Raw genomic sequence first — 17,758 nt, 5'->3', positions numbered from 1 at the left:
TCAACTCCAGGCACGTTCCAGCGCCACCCGCGCCTCCAGCTCGAGCAGCTGCCGTTTGCGGGGCAAGCCGCCGCCGAAGCCGACCAGCTTGCCGCCGGCGCCGACCACCCGATGGCACGGCACGATCACGGGCACCGGGTTGTGGTTGCACGCCGTGCCGACCGCCCGCGCCGCCCCCGGGTCGCCCAAGGCCGTCGCGATCGCGCCGTACGTGCGCATCTCGCCGTACGGAATGCGGGCGATCTCGCCCCACACCGCCCGCTCGAAGTCCGACCCTCCGCGCATCTCCACCGGCACGACGAAGTCGGTCACCGTGCCGGCGAAGTAGCCCGCGAGCTCGTCGAGCACCGGATGAACCGTCTGCTCTCCGCCGGCCCAGCCGGGCGGGGCGCCGAAGCGGACGCCGATCACCGTCCCGTTGTCGAGCGCGATGCCGAGCGGGCCGATCGGGGAGTCCATGAGGAGCCGCACGAGCCGATTGTGCTCCCGGGGTACGACAACTACGAGATGTGGCCGTGCTCCCGGGCCCAGCGCAGCAGCTCGGCCTCCGCCTCGTCCCGGTCCAGCGGCCCGCGGTCGAGCCGCAGCTCCTTGAGGTGGCGCCAGGCCTGACCGACGACCGGGCCGGGCGGCACACCGAGGAGCTCCATGATCGCGTTGCCGTCGAGGTCGGGGCGGACCCGGGCCAGGTCCTCCTCGGCCTGGATGCGGGCGATCCGCTCCTCCAGCGCGTCGTAGTCGGCGGCCAGGGCCGCGGCCTTGCGGCGGTTCCGGGTCGTGCAGTCGGAACGCGTCAGCTTGTGCAGCCGGGGGAGGAGCTCGCCGGCGTCGGTGACGTAGCGGCGGACGGCCGAGTCGGTCCACTCGCCGCGGCCGTACCCGTAGAAGCGCAGGTGCAGTGCGACCAGCTCGACCACCGCGGACGTGACGTCCTTGGGGTAGCGCATCGCCTTCATCCGTTGCTTGGTCAGGCGGGCGCCGACCACCTCGTGATGGTGGAAGCTGACCCGGCCGTCACGGCCGACCGCCTTGGTGGCCGGCTTGCCGACGTCGTGCATCAGCGCCGCCATGCGCAGGATGAAGTCGGGCCCGGAGTCGCCCTCGAGGCGTACGGCGTTGGAGACCACGATCAGCGTGTGCTCGTAGACGTCCTTGTGCTGCGCGTGCTCGTCGATCTCCAGCTTGAGCCCCGAGATCTCCGGGATGAAGCGGTCGGCGAGCCCGGTGTCCACGAGCAGCCGCAGGCCGGCCAGGGGATCCTGCCCGCACAGCAGCTTGGTGAACTCGTCGCGGATCCGCTCGGCGGTGATCCGGTCGAGGTCGGCGGCCATGGTCCGCATGGCGGCGAGCACCGCCGGGTCCACAGTGAACTTCAGCTTCGCCGCGAACCGGGCGGCGCGCAGCATCCGAAGTGGATCATCGCCGAACGACTCCTCGGGCCGCGACGGCGTCCTGATCAAGCCCGCCGCCAGGTCCTCGAGGCCGCCGTACGGATCGGTGAAGACGTGCCCCGGCAGGCTGACCGCCATGGCGTTGATCGTGAAGTCGCGGCGGCGCAGATCGTCGAGGAGGTTGTCGCCGTACTCCACGATCGGATTGCGGGTGACACCGTCGTAAGCCTCGGCCCGGTACGTGGTGATCTCGAGCCGGAGGCCGTCCTTCTGGATCCCGATCGTGCCGAACTCGCGGCCGGTCTCCCAGATCGCGTCCGCCCAGCCCTTCACCAGGTCGAGCGTCTGCTCGGGCCGGGCGTCGGTGCAGAAGTCGAGGTCGTCGCCGAGCTTGCCGAGCAGCGCGTCCCGCACCGAGCCGCCGACGAGGTGCAGCTCATGGCCGGCGGCGCCGAAGCGGCGCCCCAGCTCGTCGGCAACGGGGGAGACCCGCAACAGCTCCTGAACGGCGTTGCGCTGGGCCGTACTCAACACAGACATGGGACGACCAGCCTATCGAGCCTTCAGTCCGCTTGTGGGTGGTGGGTGGGGTGGTCGGACGGGAGCCTTCAGTCCGCTTGCGGGTGGTGGGTGGGGTGGTCGGACGGGAGCCTTCAGTCCGCTTGCGGGTGGTGGGTGGGGTGGTCGGACGGGAGCCTTCAGTCCGCTTATGGGTGGTGGGTGGGGTCGTCGGACGGGAGCCTCCAGTCCGCTTATGGGTGTGGGTAGGGCCGGATCGTGGCGGTCACGCATCGCAACGGGCAGGATGGGGGCGTGCCCGTACCCGAGGCGCTGCGCCGCCTCAGTGAGGATCCTGCTTTCTGGTCCCGCCTGCGGGCGGACGGCAGCGCGACCGACGACGCCGAGCCCGCCGAGCTGCGCATCAACCTGCCGGTGACCGGCGGGTACGGCCTCGTCCTCGACCTGGACCTGCTCACCGGCGAGCAGACGCTCGGCCTGCGCGAGCCCGCGACCAGCGAGCCGGTGCAGCTGGGCTGGTCGGCCCCCGGGAGGCCCTATCCCGCCGCGCTGCGCTGGCACGAGCTCGACCTCTGCGCCCGGGTGATCGCCCTGGAGGATCCGACGCTGCCGCATCCCGGGCTGGTCGTAGCGCTGCTCGGCCCGTTCGCGCCGGCCACCGCAGACGACGACGCGAATGCGGTCGCGGCGGTGCGGGAAGCCGCATATCGGTCGTTGCGCCGCGATGTGCCGCAGCCCACGCCGGTCACGCCGGAACAGACGCCGCTTCCGTTGTTCGCGGGCGACGACTGGTGGCCGCAGCCGCCGTCGCCGTCGCCGCAAGTCCTCGACGAGGCCGCGATCGCGGCCTACACCGCGCCGGCTCCGGCGCACCTCCAGGTCCGGGCCGGCTCACGCTTTCCGCACGAAGGGCTTGCCGAGCTGGTACGCCGGGCCGCACGCCGGCTGTCCCGCCTGCCGGAGGAGCAGTGGTACGCCGACGTCCGCCCGCTCGCCCGCCACATGGCCGACACCGGCGACCTGGGTCCGGTCCGTGCGCTGCTCGGGGTGCTGACCGAGGCCGGCTGCGATCACCCGACGGTGCTCGACGCGCTCAGCGAGCCGCTCGTACCGCTCGAGGCCTGCTGGATGGTGGAGACGCTCGCCGGCGCGCCGCCCGGGACCCTGGTCCGGCATCACACCTGAGCACGGCCTGGCTAGGGTGGCCTCTGTGTCCGTACCCCTGGGGAGGTCTTGGTGAGCGGCGGCCTGTACCGCAGCGCGCACGCCGCGCCCGACGGTGAGCCGGAGCCGTCCGACGGCGCCATGCTGATCTCCGTCGACAGCACGGGCACCTTGCCCACCGCGGCCGCCGACCAGGCCCTCCCGCCCGAGGTCATCCCGCCGGCGGTCGTCGAGTCCTCCGGCGGCGGCACGGTCTACGGCAGCACGGCCACGCAGGAGGAGCCGGCCGAGGAAGGGCCCGCCGAAGAAAGCCGCAGCACGGCCGGCAACAGCGCCATCATGGCCGCCGGCAGCCTGGTCAGCCGGCTGATCGGTTTCGTCCGCAACATGCTGATCGGCATGACGCTCGGTGCGGGCGTCGGCGACGCCTACACCAGCGCCCAGTTCCTGCCGAACCAGATCTACGAGCTGCTGCTCGGCGGCATCCTCTCCAGCGTCCTGATCCCGCTGCTCGTCCGGCGGCGCAAGGCGGACCCGGACGCCGGGGAGCTCTTCACCCAACGCCTGCTGACCTTCGCCGTGGTCTCGCTGGGCCTCGCCACGGTGCTGGTCACCGCGGGTGCCGGGGTGATCACCTGGATCCAGTCCGGCAGCGGCACCACTCCGGGTTACCGCGATCTGGTCACGGCACTGGCGTACCTGATCCTGCCGATCATCTTCTTCACCGGTCTGTCCGCGCTCATCGCGGCCGTGCTCAACGTCCGCGGGCATTTCGCAGCGCCGATGTGGGCGCCGATTCTCAACAACCTCGTCGTCATCGCGACGTGCGGCGTCTTCATCACGGTCTTCGGTACGGCCGGACCCAAGCCGGAGAACATGAGCACCGGCGAGATCCTGCTCATCGGCGGCGGCACGCTGCTGGGCATGGTGGTGCAGGCGCTCGGCCTGCTCCCGGCGCTGCGCAAGGTCGGCTTCTCGTGGCGGTGGCGGTGGGCGCCGCGCGCGCTCGGCCTGGGCGAGATCGGCCGGCTCGCCGGCTGGATGCTCTGCTACGTCGGCGCCAACCAGCTGGCCGTGTTCCTCGTGGTCCGGGTCCTCGGCGGGGTGTCCGACGGCAGCAAGGCCAGCACCCTGGCGTTCAACAACGTCTTCCTGCTCACGATGATGGCGCACGGCATCGTCGGCGTCTCGGTCATGACCGCTCTGCTGCCCAAGATGAGTTCGGCCGCCGCCGAGGGCCGGTACGCCGACGTCAGCGCCGACCTAAGCCGCGGCATCCGGCTCACCACCACGGCCCTGGCACCGATCGCCGTCGCGTACGGCGTACTCGGCGTACCGATCGCGGTCACGCTCTTCCAGGGCGGGGCGCTCAACTACGACCAGGCGTTCGCCACCGGCCGCGTCCTGGTCGTCGCCGCGTTCGCGGTGATCCCGCTGTCCGTGAGCTACCTCTGTACCTACGCCTTCTACTCGCTGCAGGGCAACAAGACGGTCGCGCTGATCAATCTGCCGGTGGTGGCCGTACGGATCATCGGGTATCTCGTGCTCTCGGAGGTGTTGTCGCAGTCGCTGGCCGCGGCCGGCATGACCGCGGCGAACGCCGTCTCGTACCTCGTCTCGGCGCTCATCTCCCTGGCGGTGCTGCGCCGCCGGATCGGCCGGCTGAACCTCGGGTCGGTGGCCGGCGCCCTGGTGAAGGTGGTCGCCGCCGCGGCCGTCGCCACCGCCGCCGGCCTGCTGGTCGTGCACTTCCTCCCCGGCGGCGACACGCCCGGGCGTCTTACCGCCGCGTTGCAGGTCGTGATCGGCGGTGGGGCGATCATGCTGGCGTACCTCGTGGCGGCTACCCTGTTCAAGGTCCACGAGGTGAATCAGGTCGTCGGGATGGTGCGCCGCAAACTCGGGCGCTAGTGGTTGTGGACAGCCCTGTGGATAACCCTCTGAACAGCTTTTTTATCGCCGCCGAGCGGCTCGAACAGCCTCGGCGTACGGCCTCGGACGGGTGCCGCGCCCGGGGATGACCTGTGGGACCTTGGCCATGGGCGGGTAAGGTCGGGGGCGACACGTGCGGACTCACCGAGGGAGGACGGGTGACCCAGGTCGGCGAAGGCCACGAGACCGCGGCCGACGAGGCCGGACCGGTCATGACCTTCGGTGCGCCCACCGTCGGTGAGATCCTGGCCGAGCGTTACCAGCTCGAGGAGCACGTCAACAACGACAGTGCTGGCCGGCAGGTCTGGCGGGGCATCGATGTCATTCTCCGGCGGCCCGTCGCGGTCGTGCTGCGGTACCCCGGCGGCGAGTCCGCGACCGAGATGCTGCAGGCGGCGGTCGATGCGAGCCGCGTGATCCACCCCAATCTGGTCGGCGTCTACGACGCGATCGACGAGGGCCAGCGCGCCTACGTCGTCCGTGAGTGGGTCGACGGCGAGGCGCTGCGCGAGATGGTCGCCCAGGAGGGCCCGCTCGACCCCGCCCGCGCCACCGCGATCGCCCACTCCATCGCCGATGCGCTCGCCGCCGTGCACGCCACCGGCATGGTGCACGGCAACGTGCACCCCGGCACGACGCTGATCGGCGACGACGGCCGCGTGGTTCTCGCCGACGCCCGGGCCGACTCGGCGGACAGCACCGAGTCCGACGTCCGCGCGGTCGGCGGCATCCTCTACTTCGCCCTGACCGGGCACTGGCCGCAAGCCGAGATCGGTCGCACGTCCGCCCTGCCCGACGCCATGCGCGACGGCAACGGCGCCCTCTCGGCGCCGCGCCAGATCCGCGCGGGTGTCCCGGCATACCTCGACGACCTCACGATGGATCTTCTCGACAAGCGGGTGGCGACCCCGGAGGCGGACGCGCTCGCCGCTGAGCTGGCCCGCCTCGACGCCGCCGAGGAGGAGTACGAGGACGTCGGTCCGCTGCGCTTCACCCAGGGCACCTCGGCCGAGCCGGTCCGCAGCACCCGCAAGATCGTGCTGGGCATCGCGGCACTGGTCGTCATCGCGATCGTCGGCCTCATCTTCGGCATCCGGGCGATCAGCAACTCCGGCCACGAGCAGGGCGGCGGCACCACCCAGGCGGGCGCCGGACCGCAGGGCGGCAACCAGGGCAATGCGACGACCCCCGGCAAGCCGGGTGGGGATCCGCAGGGAGCGCCGAAGAAGATCCCGCTCACGGCCAAGATGGTCCGCATCGTCGACCCGCCGAAGGGCGAGCGCAACGACACCGGCGAAGCCGCGCTGACCGTCGACGACAGCACGGAGACCGGCTGGGAGACGCAGCGCTTCCAGAACCGCTCCAACTTCGGCAACCTGAAGCCGGGCATGGGCGTCCTCATCAACCTCGGCTCGCCGCGCCACGTGAGCGAGATCCGGGTCGAGGCCTCCGCGCCGGGTATCGCCATGGACATCCGCTCGGGCGACTCCGACCCGGGCGACACCTCGTCGGGTGACGAGCAGATCGTCAAGAAGTACAAGAAGGTCGGCGACGGCGACACCGAGAAGACCAAGGGTACGAACACCATCTTCCCGGCCGACGACTCGCAGACCTATCAGTACCTCCTGGTCTTCCTGAGCGACCTGCCGCCCGCGGACGACGGCGCCGGCGGCTACAAGGTCAAGGTGACCAACATCGAGGTCTACGCCACCGACTGAGGCGGACTCCCAGCGTGCGGTGCCGCTCGGCTACATTGCTGACGTGACTATTGGCCGTACGCGCGGCGGTACGGATTCGGACGCCACCGACGCCGAGCTGCTGCACGCCCATGTCACAGGCGATCCCGCGGCGTTCGGCGAGTTGGTACGACGGCATCGCGACCGGCTGTGGGCCGTGGCCCTGCGCACGATCGGTGACCGCGAGGAAGCCGCCGACGCCGTGCAGGACGCGCTGCTGTCGGCCCACCGGGGCGCGGCCCGTTTCCGGGGTGACTCGGCGGTCACGACCTGGCTGCACCGGATCGTGGTGAACGCCTGCCTCGACCGCATCCGCCGCCGGCAGGCCCACCCCACGGTGCCCCTCCCGGACGGTACGCACACCGACGACGGCGGAGCCGGCACCCGGCCCGAGCCGGCCGCCCCGGTCCACGACCATGACACCGCCCTGGTCGTACGCGCCGCGCTGGCCGCCCTGCCGCCGGAGCAGCGGGCCGCACTGGTGCTCGTGGACGTGCAGGGCTATCCGGTGGTCGAGGCGGCCGAGATCCTCGGGGTTGCGGAGGGCACGATCAAGAGCAGGTGTGCGCGAGGGCGGGCCCGGATGGCGCAATCGCTCGGGCATCTCCGGATCGGATCGGGGCCCGCCGGACCGGGTGGCGCCGCCACGGGGAAAGACGATGGACACGGTGGGAACCCCGCAGGCGCGGGGCGCGTCCCATCGGGGTCGGGTGCGACCGTGCCGCTTCCGGCGTCGGGGCCGCTTCCGGCTTCGGGTGACAGAGGGGAGCAGGCGTGACCGGGGCAGAGTTCAGCGAGGTCGACTTCGACCTGCTGGCCGACTACGTCGGCGGCGCGCTGGACGGCACCCCGGACGAGGCGGTGGTGGCCGCCCTGATCGTCGGTCACCCGGGCTGGCGGCGGGCGCACGCGGATCTCGTCGAGGCCACCGGCGCCATGACGGCCGCGTTGCAGGCCTGGGGCGAGGAGCCCGAGCCGATGCCGGCCGACGTGTTCTCCCGGCTCGACGCCGCCTTCTCAAGCACTGCCGTCGGCGATGCGCGAGACGGCGCTGCTTCCGCCGGCGACACGAGCGACCGCGTGACGACGTTCGCCGTCGACACGAGCGACGGCCGGACTGTCGCCGCGGTCCGCGGTGACTCCGGGCCGGTCACCGTCGATGCGAACGCCGGCGGTGCGGCTGCCGGGCCTGCTCGTGCCCTGACGACGGACGATGGTGTTGCTTCTGGGCGGCATCTGGTCGCCGTACCGAATGATGATGCTCAGCCCACGACGGCCCGGAAGCGGGCCCGGCGGTTGAGGTGGGCTGCGCCGGTCGGGATCGCGGCCGGTCTCGTGGCGTTCCTCGGGTTCGGGATTCAGCAGTTCGGGACTGGGGAGTCGCAGGAGTCCGCGACGTCGGCCGGGGGGCAGGCGGCGCCCGAGGCGGGGCGCGCGCTCGCTCTGCCGGCCGGTCCCGGGCAGGTGTCGGCGAGCGGCACCGACTACGACCAGCAGACTCTCCCTCAGGCCGCCATGCGGGCGATGGCCGCGCCGGGGGTGGGCGACCAGTCGGGGAGCACGGCGCCGGAGCCGCTGACCGCGTTGCCGCAGCCCCGGGAGTCGGGGGCGCAGGGCAAGGCGGCGAAGCCGAGCGCCGGCGCGATGGCCGACGTGAACGACCCGCTCAACCGCCTGAAGGTGCAGGAGGCGCTGCTCGCCTGCCTCGACGCGATCTCCGGTGCGAACGGCGCCGGTCCGATCACCGCGCAGAGCGTCGACTACGCCAAGTACGACGGCACGCCGGCGCTCATCGTGCAGTTCACCGCGGGCAACGGCCAGTGGGTCTGGGCCACCGGCGCGGACTGTGGCGCGCCCGGTTCCGGCGCTCACGAGCTGGGTACGGCGAAGGTAGGCTGAGCGGACTCCCGCCCCTGGTGAGGACCCCCACTATGCCGGGGCCCACATGCCCATGACGCGGGGGAATGTTGCTCTCCTACCATGACGTTCTAGCGTGCGACGTCGCCGGTGCCCCGGCGAACCCAGACTGAGGAGTCGGCAGTGGACGAGGTCCGAAACCTGATCATCATCGGCTCGGGACCGTCCGGTTACACCGCGGCGCTCTACGCGGCCCGGGCCAACCTGCAGCCGCTGGTCATCGAGGGCGTGCAGTCGGGTGGCGCCCTGATGACCACCACCGAGGTCGAGAACTTCCCCGGTCACCCCGAGGGCATCATGGGCCCCGAGCTCATGGACAACATGCGCAAGCAGGCGGAGCGGTTCGGCGCCGAGTTCATCACCGACGACGCCACCCGGGTCGAGCTGGGTGACAAGCCGACCGCGGCCGGCACCGAGGGACTGAAGACGGTGTGGGTCGGCGACAAGCAGTACTTCGCCCGTGCCGTCATCCTCTCCACCGGTTCGGCGTGGCGGCCGCTGGGCGTGCCCGGCGAGCAGGAGCTGCTCGGCCACGGTGTCTCGTCGTGTGCCACCTGTGACGGGTTCTTCTTCCGCGGCCAGCACATCATCGTGGTCGGCGGCGGCGACTCCGCGATGGAGGAGGCCACCTTCCTCACCCGCTTCGCCGAGAGTGTGACGATCGTGCACCGCCGGGATTCGTTCCGGGCGAGCAAGGTCATGCAGAAGCGCGCGCTCGACAACCCGAAGATCAAGGTCGAGTGGAACTCGGTGGTCGAGGAGGTCCTCGGCGAGGACGGCAAGGTCGTCGGCGCCCGACTGCGCGACACGCAGACGGGGGAGACCAAGGTCCTCGACGTCACCGGCGTGTTCGTCGCCATCGGCCACGACCCGCGCAGCGAGCTCTTCAAGGGCCAGATCGAGCTGGACGACGAGGGCTACGTCAAGGTCGACCACCCGAGCACCCGGACCAACATCCCCGGCGTGTTCGCCGCCGGCGACCTGGTCGACCACACCTACCGTCAGGCCATCACGGCCTCCGGCACCGGCTGCGCCGCCGCGCTGGACGCCGAGCGCTTCATCGCATCATTCGTAGAGCTGTAGACCAGGAGGTCCTAGTGGGAGCAACCAAGGCCGTCACCGACGCCACTTTTGCCAGTGACGTGCTGCAGTCCGACAAGGTGGTACTTGTCGACTTCTGGGCCGAATGGTGTGCACCGTGCAAGAAGGTCGACCCGCTGCTGGCCGAGATCGCCACTGAGATGGGCGACAAGGTGGAGATCGTCAAGGTCAACATCGACGAGAACCCCGAGACGGCCCGCGCCTACCGGGTGATGTCGGTGCCGACGCTGACGCTCTTCAAGGGCGGCGAGCCGGTCAACTCGGTGGCCGGGGCCAAGCCCAAGGGCGCCCTGGTGAACTTCATCGAGTCCGCGCTCTGAGCAGGCTCTTCGCAACGCCCCGCATCCCGCCGGATGCGGGGCGTTGTTTCTTCGTGATGCGACGCACGGAGCGCACTTCGACGCCGGGCCACCCGCGACGACGAGGAGTACGCTCCGGAAGTTGTCCCCTGCACCTCCCCCTCAGTTCCTAGGAGCCGCGCGTGCGCTCGATCCGACGTGGAGACACCGGACCGGCCGTCGAGGAGATCCGGTCGATCCTGGTGGGCCTCGACCTCCTGGAAACCGGCGGCACCGTGTTCGACCCGGCCACCGAAACCGCCGTACGGGCCTTCCAGCAGAGCCGCGGACTCGGCGTCGACGGGCTGGTCGGCCCCGAGACCTGGTCGGCGCTGGACGGCGCCCGGTGGAAGCTGGGGGCGCGGACGCTGTTCCACTCGGTGCCGACGTCGCTGGTGGGCGAGGACGTCCGCGCCCTACAGGAGCGGTTGCTCGAGATGGGCTTCGACACCGGCCGCGCGGACGCCATCTACGGCCCGCGTACGGCCCGGGCGGTCGCCCAGTTCCAGCGCGAGGTCGGCCTCACGCCGGACGGTTCCTGCGGCCCCCAGACGATGAAGGCGCTGCGCCGGCTCGGCCGCAAGGTCGTCGGCGGCCGCCCCAACTGGCTGCGCGAGGCCGAGGCGTTCCGGCAGTCCGGCTCCAGCCTGGTCGGCAAGACCATCGTCATCGACCCGGGCCACGGCGGCGCGGACGACCTGGGCGTGGTCGTACCGGACGGGCAGCTGCGCTGGACCGAGGCGGACCTGGTGTTCGACATCGCCACCCGCCTCGAAGGCCGGCTCGCCGCGGCGGGCATGCGGGTGCACCTGACCCGTGGTCCCGCACCGACCCAGGCCATGACCGGCCAGGAGCGCGCGGCCCTCGCCAACAGCCTCGGCGCCGACCTCCTGATCTCCCTGCACCTGGACGGGCAGGAGACGCCGACCGCCGACGGGGTGGCCAGCTACCACTACGGCACCGGCAACGGCGCGACCTCGACGGTGGGGGAGCGGCTGGCCAACCTGGTCCAGCGCGAGGTCGTGGTCCGCACCGGCATGCGCGACTGCCGGATCCACGCGAAGACGTGGGAGCTGCTGCGCCTGACGCAGATGCCGGCGGTACGGGTGGACCTCGGCTACCTGACCTCGCCGGTGGACCGGGAGCGCCTCGTCGACCCGCTGTTCCGGGAGCAGATCGTCGAGGCGATCCTCGCGGCTGTGCAGCGGATGTACTTCCCGGTGGAGGCGGACGTGCCGACCGGCTCGATCGACGTGCGGCAGCTGCGACTGGCGCTCGCCTCGCGCAACACCTAGGGGCCCGTGGCGGTTCGGGCCCGTCGCAGCCTCAGCTGTCCGACGTGCTCGTGGCGGTCACCGGCCGGACCGGGCGGAGCAGCGTCTCCGGGCTCATCGAGCCGAGCAGCTTCTCCAGCGCGTACTCGACGTCGGACTTCCAGGACAGCGCCGTGCGCAGCTCGAGACGCAGCCGCGGATAGCGGGGGTGCGGGCGTACAGTCTTGAAGCCCACCGACAGGAAGAAGTCGACGGGCGCGACGCAGCCCTCACCCTCTTCGCCGAACTTGGCGTCGCCGAAGGCCTCGATCGCCTTGATCCCCCGCTTGGTCAGGTCACGCGCGACGCCCTGCACCAGCATCCGTCCCAGCCCACCCCCGGCGAAGGCGGGCACCACGTGCGCGGTCATCAGCAGGGCCGCGTCGGCGCTCACCGGCGAGGTGGGGAAGGCCATGGACCGGGGCACGTACGCCGGCGGGGCGAACATGACGAACCCGGCGGGCATGCCGTCGACGTACGCGAGCTTGCCGCAGGAACCCCACTCGAGCAGCGTCTGGGAAACCCACGCCTCCTTCTCGAGCCCGGGATCGCCGGTCGCGCAGGCCCGCTCGGCGGACACCGGATCCAGCTCCCAGAAGACGCAGCCGCGGCACGGCCGGGGCAGGTCTTCCAGCGTGTCGAGGGTCAGGTTGACCAGGCGTCGCGACATGCGGGACCCCTCGAGAAGTCGGTGAGATTCCGGACTTGCGGCACGGTCCTGTTCACGTGCTCGTCCGCGCCCCCGGACGGATCCTACGCCGCATTCGCCTTGAACGGGAGCGGATCGGACTCCAACGGGTGTTCCGGCACGTCTGGCCGTGATCGGCGGCGGTTCGCTGAGCCTCCTGCGGCTGAGGCGGCTTCCGCTGCGACCGCCGGGCAGCGGCCGAGCCGGCGCAGGTGGCCGGGCGGCTGTCCCGCTGGCTGGGTTCGGAGAGGTACCCCTATGCGTCCGCTGTTTAGCATGGACGCCGATGTGTCCAGCTTACGGATGAGGTGAAGCCGCATGACCGGCACGACTCAAGACGACTACACGGATCGCTATGCGCGCCGCGTACGGGGGATGACCACCTCCGAGATCCGCGCCCTGTTCGCCGTCGCCAGCCGTCCCGAGGTGGTGTCGCTGGCCGGCGGGTCGCCGTACATCGCCGCCCTGCCGCTCGACGCGGTCGGCGACATGATGGGCCGGCTCGCCTCCCAACTTGGCACGACCAGTCTCCAGTACGGCATCGGCCAGGGCACGGTCGAGCTCCGCGAACGCATCTGCGAAGTCATGACCCTGTCCGGGATCGACGCCTCCAACGGCGCGTCCCCCGACGACGTCGTGGTCACGGTCGGCGGACAGCAGGCGCTGGACCTGGTGGCACGGCTGTTCCTGGACCCGGGCGACGTGGTGCTCGCCGAAGGCCCGACGTACGTCGGCGCACTCGGCGTGTTCCAGGCCGCCCAGGCACAGGTGCGCCACGTCGCCATGGACGCCGACGGGCTGGTCCCCGCGGCCCTCGAGGCGGCGATAGCAGAGGCAGGTGGGAGGGCCAAGTTCCTCTACACGATCCCGACCTATCAGAACCCGGCCGGGGTCACGCTCACCGAGGAACGCCGCGAGGAGATCCTCGACATCTGCGAGCGGCACCGGCTGCTGGTGATCGAGGACGACCCGTACGGAACGCTCAGCTTCGAGGGTGAGGCGCCGCGACCGCTGCGCGCCCGCCGCCGCGACGGCGTCTTCTACCTGAGCACGTTCTCGAAGACCTTCGCGCCGGGCCTGCGGGTGGGCTGGATCCTGGCTCCCCATGCCGTACGCGAAAAGCTGGTCATGGCCAGCGAGGCGAACATCCTGTGCCCGAGCGCCTTCGCCCAGGGCGCGGTGACCCAGTACCTGTCCACGATGCCCTGGCGCGAGCAGATCAAGTCCTACCGCGAGATCTACCGCGAACGCCGCGACGCCCTGCTCGACGCCCTCGAGGACCTGATGCCGGCGGGCACCACCTGGACCCGCCCCTCGGGCGGCCTCTTCGTCTGGGCCACCCTCCCCGACGGCCTCGACTCCAAGGCGATGATGCCGCGCGCCATCGCCGCTCGCGTCGCGTACGTCCCGGGCACCGGCTTCTACGCGGACGGTACCGGCACCGGCAACATGCGCCTCAACTTCTCGTTCCCGCCACCCGCCCGCATCCGCGAAGGCGTACGCCGCCTGGCGGGCGTCATGGAACAGGAGCTCGCCATGCGCGAGGTCTTCGGCCCGACAACCCCCCACCGCCGTCGTGGCCCGGCCGCCGCGGACGCTCCCGGTCCCGACTTGGCATGATCACCCCCATGGGTACGTCCACAGAACCGCACGTCCTCGTCCTCGCCGGCGGCCTGTCCTACGAGCGAGACGTATCCCTGCGCTCGGGCCGCCGAGTCCTGGACGCCCTGCGCTCCGCAGGCCTGTCGGCGGAGATGCGCGACGCGGACGTATCACTGCTGCCACTGCTCCAGGAGGACCCCCCGGACGCGGTGGTGATCGCGCTCCACGGGGCGACCGGTGAGGACGGGTCGCTCCGCGGAGTCCTCGACCTGTGCGGAGTCCCGTACGTCGGCTGCACGGCGGCAGCATCCCGCCTCGCCTGGGACAAACCCTCGGCGAAGTCGATGCTTCGCGAGAAGGGCATCCGTACCCCCGACTGGGTTGCCCTTCCACACGACCGCTTCTCGGAGCTGGGCGCGGTCGCGGTCCTCGACCGGATCGCCGACCGACTCGGCCTGCCGCTGATGGTGAAGCCGGCCCAAGGCGGATCGGGCCTGGGAGCAGCAGTGGTCCGCGAAGCAAGAGCATTGCCCGCGGCCATGGTGGGCTGCTTCGCGTACGACTCGACCGCACTCGTCGAACGGTACGTCGCCGGGATGGACGTGGCGGTATCGGTGATCGACCTGGGGGAGGGACCGGTCCCACTGCCGGCGGTGGAGATCGTGCCCCGGAACGGCGTGTACGACTACGCAGCCCGATACACGGCCGGCCTGACGACGTGGCACACCCCGGCACGGTTGTCGCCGGCGGTGTCGGAGTCGGTGGCGGCCACGGCGGTGGCGGCGCATGAGGCGTTGGGGCTGCGGGACCTTTCCCGGGTCGACCTCATCGTGGATGCGGACGGGGTGGCGCACGTGCTGGAGGTCAATGTGTCACCGGGGATGACGGAGACTTCTTTGCTGCCTTTGGCCGCTCAGGCCGGGGGGTTGGACTTCGGGAAGATGTTGGAGCGGTTGGTCGGGCGGGCTGTCGCTCGGGGGTGAGTCCCGACCGGCCCTGCGTGGCCGCTGTCGTTCTTTTCGGTGGCCGGTCCTCGGGCCCATGTCGTTGCAGATTGCTCAGGCGCATCCGGGCGGCGGCTTGAGCCGACATCGGGTCTGGGCACAATGCTCGGCTGGATATGTCGGCCCGGCCGGCCATCCCGGTACCTGATCTCCTTCGAGCCGGACCGTTCCCTCCAGCGACCCGTTCTTCGGCTGGTGGAGCCGGTCCACGCCCCGGACCTTTTCAGGCGCTGCGGCGCCCCGCACTTCGAGCTCGCTGCCCGCTTTCGACGGGGCTCGCTTCCGCCAGCCCTAACACTTCGGCCGGCGTATCCGCTTCAGCCAGCCTCCCCAGGCCGACATCGCACCGACCTCAGCCCGCAGACAGATCCTGCGACCGACTCGAGTCGGCGGCGGGATCGGCGGTTCGCTGAGCCGGACAGCGAGGCTTGTATCGCTACCCGCCGTGCGGTCGTGGTCGTGGTCGTGGTCGCGGCCGTGGTCGTGGTCGTGGGAGGAGCCGTGATCGTCCGGAGCGAATCCACCGGCGTCTGTCACGTCCTGGCAGGGGGGCTGGAGTCAGGAGCAGCACCACCATTGGCGGTCGCGTCGCGCGCAGCTTCACCATTGGCCGCCGCTTCGCGCGCAGCATCGCTCTCACCGCTGGTGTCCCCGGCGGAGTCCTCGCCAGCGATGAATTCATGAGCGGCGTCGCCGTCGATGCGGTCGCCACCGCCACTGTCGGCGCTCCCTGAAACTTCTACTCGCGTGGCGGGGGACAGTGTCGAATCCGCTTCATCGTCTCCAGCCGAGACAAGCCTTCTCGCGTATGCAGACAGGTCCCGTGTCTCACCGTCGTCAAAGGTCCGTACTCGCTTCTCCTCGAACTTCGCGACGTCAGCGCCCGCGCCCCTGCTATCGACCACCCCTCCACCTGTGGCGCCGCCCACCGCCTCATCGCCCCCGACCGCATCCGCGGCGTCGACCATCTCGTCATCCGTGGCGGCCTTCTCGTCCACTACCACTCGTTCCGACGCGCCGCCGCCTTCGTCGTCGAGAGCCGCAAGCTCTTCGCCGACATGCTCGCCTCCGCGTGCCTCGGCGGCTTGGCCGGCGCGGTCGGCATTGAGTACCGCGTCCGCCTCAGCGATTCCCCCGCCGCCATGCACTGCCTCTACTTCGCCGACTGCCGCGCTGTGCGCGTCGGCCGCCGTCGCGTCGCCGAACGCCGACTCTGAAGGCGCGCCTGCAGGGCCATCACCTTCGACGGTTTCGTCGCCGGCGATAGCGCCCCCAGACACAGCGCTCGCGCCGGATGCGATCGGCCCGCCAGACGCAGTGAGTGAGACGCGGTTAGCAAGGTCCGCCGTCGGCTCGGCGTCCTCCTCCAACGTGGTGTCGGTACCCTCATCCGCGGCGAAGTCCTTCCCTGGCGCGGCGGCGCGCGCTTCGGCCGCGGCACCGTCTGTGGATGCAACAGCGCCGTTCCCGGCGGCCGTGGCACATTCCTCGTTTCCGGCTGCGCCTTCCTCCAACGCAGCACTGCCGTTCGCGGACTCGGCTGCCCCGTGCCCGGACCCGGCTGCCCCTTCCCCGAACCCAGCACTGCCGTCCGTGGACTCCGCTGCCCCGTGCCCGGACCCGGCAGCCCCTTCCCCGAACCCAGCACTACCGTCCGCGGACTCCGCTGCCCCTTCCCCGAACCCAGCACCGCCGTCCGCGGACTCGGCTGCCCCGTGCCCGGAGCCAGCACTACCGTCCGACAACTCCGGAGCCCCTTGCCCGGATCCGGCTGCCCCGTGCACGGACTCGGCAGTCCCTTCGTCGGAAGCGGCCGCCTCTTCTCCCGGCAACTTGGCGGCGCCCTCCGCAGACGGGTTGGTGCCCTCGTCGGACGCGACGGCGGCTTTCTCGGACGAGGCGGTGTCGGCGGGTACCTGATCGCTGAAGGTGGCCGGGGTCTCCCAATGGATGTGAGGCGGTTCAGCGATGGCACGTCCCCCGAACTCAGCCAGCCATGCGGCGACAAGCGCGAGATTCCCGCGCCACTGCTCCTCGGGAATCACCGGGAGAATGTCGTCCCACAGGGAGAGGAAGGTGCCGCGCAGCTGAAGCCGGCCGTACGGGCGCGCGAGGAACCACATGTGCAGGTGAGCCGAACCGTCACCCCACCGATTCACGTGAACCCGAGCCACACCGTCGAGCGAGCGAACGGCGCGCTCGAGGCGGACTGTCATCACCCCGAGCTCCGCCGCCAGGAGGTTCGGGAGGTCACCAAGGTCGAGGTGGGAACGGCACTCCAAGATGAGAACCATGGGCAGCCCGGTCGGCCGATCCATGGCTCGAACCCGCCACCGCTCACTCACCCAGATGTACGCATCGTCAGGCGTATTGCAGGCAACGCAGTCGGCGGCGTCTTCACCGCTGCGAGGAGGCTCGACCTCGACCGGGGGAGCGAGGTGCTTGACTCGCAGATCGCCCTCGAACGGGAACGAAGGCCAACGCGTGAAGTCGGGAAGCGAGGAGCTGCTCTCGGGCACGAGGCTGACCCTAGTGCAGGCGACACGGCACTGTCCCGGGTCAATTTCTCACCGGACCCGGCAGCCGAACCTCCACCGTTCAGACGGGCCCTGACGCGTAGAAGTCGATCACCGCCTCCAACGGCTACGCCGCCGGCAAAGTTATCCACAGAAGTTATCCACAGCCCGCCCCGTTTCACGTGAAACACCATGTCGCAGCGTTGCCGACCCTGTGGATACTGCCGTGGACAGCGGCCGCCACATCGGTGTTGTTTCACGTGAAACTCCGCACACGCCGCCCGTCAACAGCGGTTGCGCACACCATGTGGATACTCCTTCCCGCCGATCTCTAGCTCTCGCTCAATGGCGCGACCTCTGACCCGCGCGGACCACCGCCCACCCTCCATCGGGCCAGCCGAACTTGCCGACGGCGGCTCCGTTTCACGTGAAACCGGCACCCGGCACCCGGCACCCGGCACCCGGCACCCGGCACCCGGCACCCGGCACCCGGCACCCGGCACCCGGCACCCGGCACCCGGCACCCGGCACCCGGCA

General features: G+C 70.8%; 13 protein-coding genes and 1 pseudogene. 10 read left to right on the top strand and 4 right to left on the bottom strand.

Annotated features, from left to right (window positions below):
• The gene (locus ACIBO8_RS01025) at positions 1–459 is read right to left on the bottom strand and encodes a methylated-DNA--[protein]-cysteine S-methyltransferase (protein ID WP_396113847.1); all 459 of its coding nucleotides are present in this window, start codon (positions 457–459) and stop codon (positions 1–3) included.
• Positions 460–500: 41 nt separating this feature from the next.
• Positions 501–1,931, bottom strand: coding sequence for a CCA tRNA nucleotidyltransferase (locus tag ACIBO8_RS01020; protein WP_396113041.1), 1,431 nt, complete (start codon positions 1,929–1,931; stop codon positions 501–503).
• 273 nt (positions 1,932–2,204) lie between these two features.
• On the opposite strand from ACIBO8_RS01020, the gene ACIBO8_RS01015 reads away from it, so the two are divergent.
• From ACIBO8_RS01015 to ACIBO8_RS00980, 8 genes are all read left to right on the top strand, one after another.
• Positions 2,205–3,095: a hypothetical protein gene (locus tag ACIBO8_RS01015; protein WP_396113040.1), complete on the top strand. Its 891-nt coding sequence runs from the start codon at positions 2,205–2,207 to the stop codon at positions 3,093–3,095.
• A 51-nt stretch (positions 3,096–3,146) separates the two neighbouring features.
• On the top strand, positions 3,147–4,985 hold the full coding sequence (gene murJ, locus ACIBO8_RS01010) for a murein biosynthesis integral membrane protein MurJ (RefSeq protein WP_396113039.1): 1,839 nt from the start codon (positions 3,147–3,149) through the stop codon (positions 4,983–4,985).
• A gap of 179 nt (positions 4,986–5,164) precedes the next feature.
• The gene (locus tag ACIBO8_RS01005) at positions 5,165–6,724 is read left to right on the top strand and encodes a protein kinase family protein (protein WP_396113038.1); all 1,560 of its coding nucleotides are present in this window, start codon (positions 5,165–5,167) and stop codon (positions 6,722–6,724) included.
• Positions 6,725–6,767: 43 nt separating this feature from the next.
• Positions 6,768–7,520: an RNA polymerase sigma factor SigM gene (gene sigM / locus ACIBO8_RS01000; protein WP_396113037.1), complete on the top strand. Its 753-nt coding sequence runs from the start codon at positions 6,768–6,770 to the stop codon at positions 7,518–7,520.
• Positions 7,517–8,641 (top strand): hypothetical protein, encoded by a 1,125-nt coding sequence (locus tag ACIBO8_RS00995; protein ID WP_396113036.1) that lies wholly within the window; start codon positions 7,517–7,519, stop codon positions 8,639–8,641. Before sigM ends, ACIBO8_RS00995 begins: the two co-directional genes overlap by 4 nt.
• A 141-nt stretch (positions 8,642–8,782) precedes the next feature.
• On the top strand, positions 8,783–9,742 hold the full coding sequence (gene trxB, locus ACIBO8_RS00990; RefSeq protein WP_396113035.1) for a thioredoxin-disulfide reductase: 960 nt from the start codon (positions 8,783–8,785) through the stop codon (positions 9,740–9,742).
• 14 nt (positions 9,743–9,756) lie between these two features.
• Positions 9,757–10,080 carry a thioredoxin gene (gene trxA / locus ACIBO8_RS00985; protein ID WP_199513240.1) on the top strand — a complete coding sequence of 108 codons (324 nt, stop codon included), beginning with the start codon at positions 9,757–9,759 and terminating at the stop codon, positions 10,078–10,080.
• Between the two features lie 161 nt (positions 10,081–10,241).
• Positions 10,242–11,393: an N-acetylmuramoyl-L-alanine amidase gene (locus ACIBO8_RS00980; protein ID WP_396113034.1), complete on the top strand. Its 1,152-nt coding sequence runs from the start codon at positions 10,242–10,244 to the stop codon at positions 11,391–11,393.
• A gap of 31 nt (positions 11,394–11,424) precedes the next feature.
• Here ACIBO8_RS00980 and ACIBO8_RS00975 read toward each other — a convergent pair whose 3' ends face one another.
• Positions 11,425–12,081, bottom strand: coding sequence for a GNAT family N-acetyltransferase (locus ACIBO8_RS00975; protein WP_396113033.1), 657 nt, complete (start codon positions 12,079–12,081; stop codon positions 11,425–11,427).
• 336 nt (positions 12,082–12,417) lie between these two features.
• On the opposite strand from ACIBO8_RS00975, the gene ACIBO8_RS00970 reads away from it, so the two are divergent.
• Positions 12,418–13,719 carry a PLP-dependent aminotransferase family protein gene (locus ACIBO8_RS00970; protein WP_396113032.1) on the top strand — a complete coding sequence of 434 codons (1,302 nt, stop codon included), beginning with the start codon at positions 12,418–12,420 and terminating at the stop codon, positions 13,717–13,719.
• Positions 13,716–14,684 (top strand): D-alanine--D-alanine ligase, encoded by a 969-nt coding sequence (locus ACIBO8_RS00965; RefSeq protein ID WP_396113031.1) that lies wholly within the window; start codon positions 13,716–13,718, stop codon positions 14,682–14,684. The genes ACIBO8_RS00970 and ACIBO8_RS00965 overlap by 4 nt, the downstream gene beginning before the upstream one ends.
• Positions 14,685–16,629: 1,945 nt before the next feature.
• Here the strand turns inward: ACIBO8_RS00965 and ACIBO8_RS00960 are convergent.
• Positions 16,630–17,224 (bottom strand): annotated as a pseudogene (locus ACIBO8_RS00960) (hypothetical protein); the annotation flags it as partial.
• Positions 17,225–17,758 lie beyond the last annotated feature (534 nt).

Origin of the sequence: Actinoplanes sp. NPDC049681 (assembly GCF_044465265.1) — a bacterium.
GTDB lineage: Bacteria > Actinomycetota > Actinomycetes > Mycobacteriales > Micromonosporaceae > Actinoplanes.
Note: the sequence above shows the minus strand (reverse complement) of the source record. Positions and strands in the feature narration are given on the sequence as shown.

Bases quoted from the DNA above. Each gene is read 5' to 3' on its own strand.
- ACIBO8_RS01025 (WP_396113847.1), bottom strand. From the start codon at position 459: ATGGACTCCCCGATCGGCCCGCTCGGCATCGCGCTCGACAACGGGACG.
- ACIBO8_RS01020 (WP_396113041.1), bottom strand. From the start codon at position 1,931: ATGTCTGTGTTGAGTACGGCCCAGCGCAACGCCGTTCAGGAGCTGTTG.
- ACIBO8_RS00975 (WP_396113033.1), bottom strand. From the start codon at position 12,081: ATGTCGCGACGCCTGGTCAACCTGACCCTCGACACGCTGGAAGACCTG.
- ACIBO8_RS00970 (WP_396113032.1), top strand. From the start codon at position 12,418: ATGACCGGCACGACTCAAGACGACTACACGGATCGCTATGCGCGCCGC.
- ACIBO8_RS00965 (WP_396113031.1), top strand. From the start codon at position 13,716: ATGATCACCCCCATGGGTACGTCCACAGAACCGCACGTCCTCGTCCTC.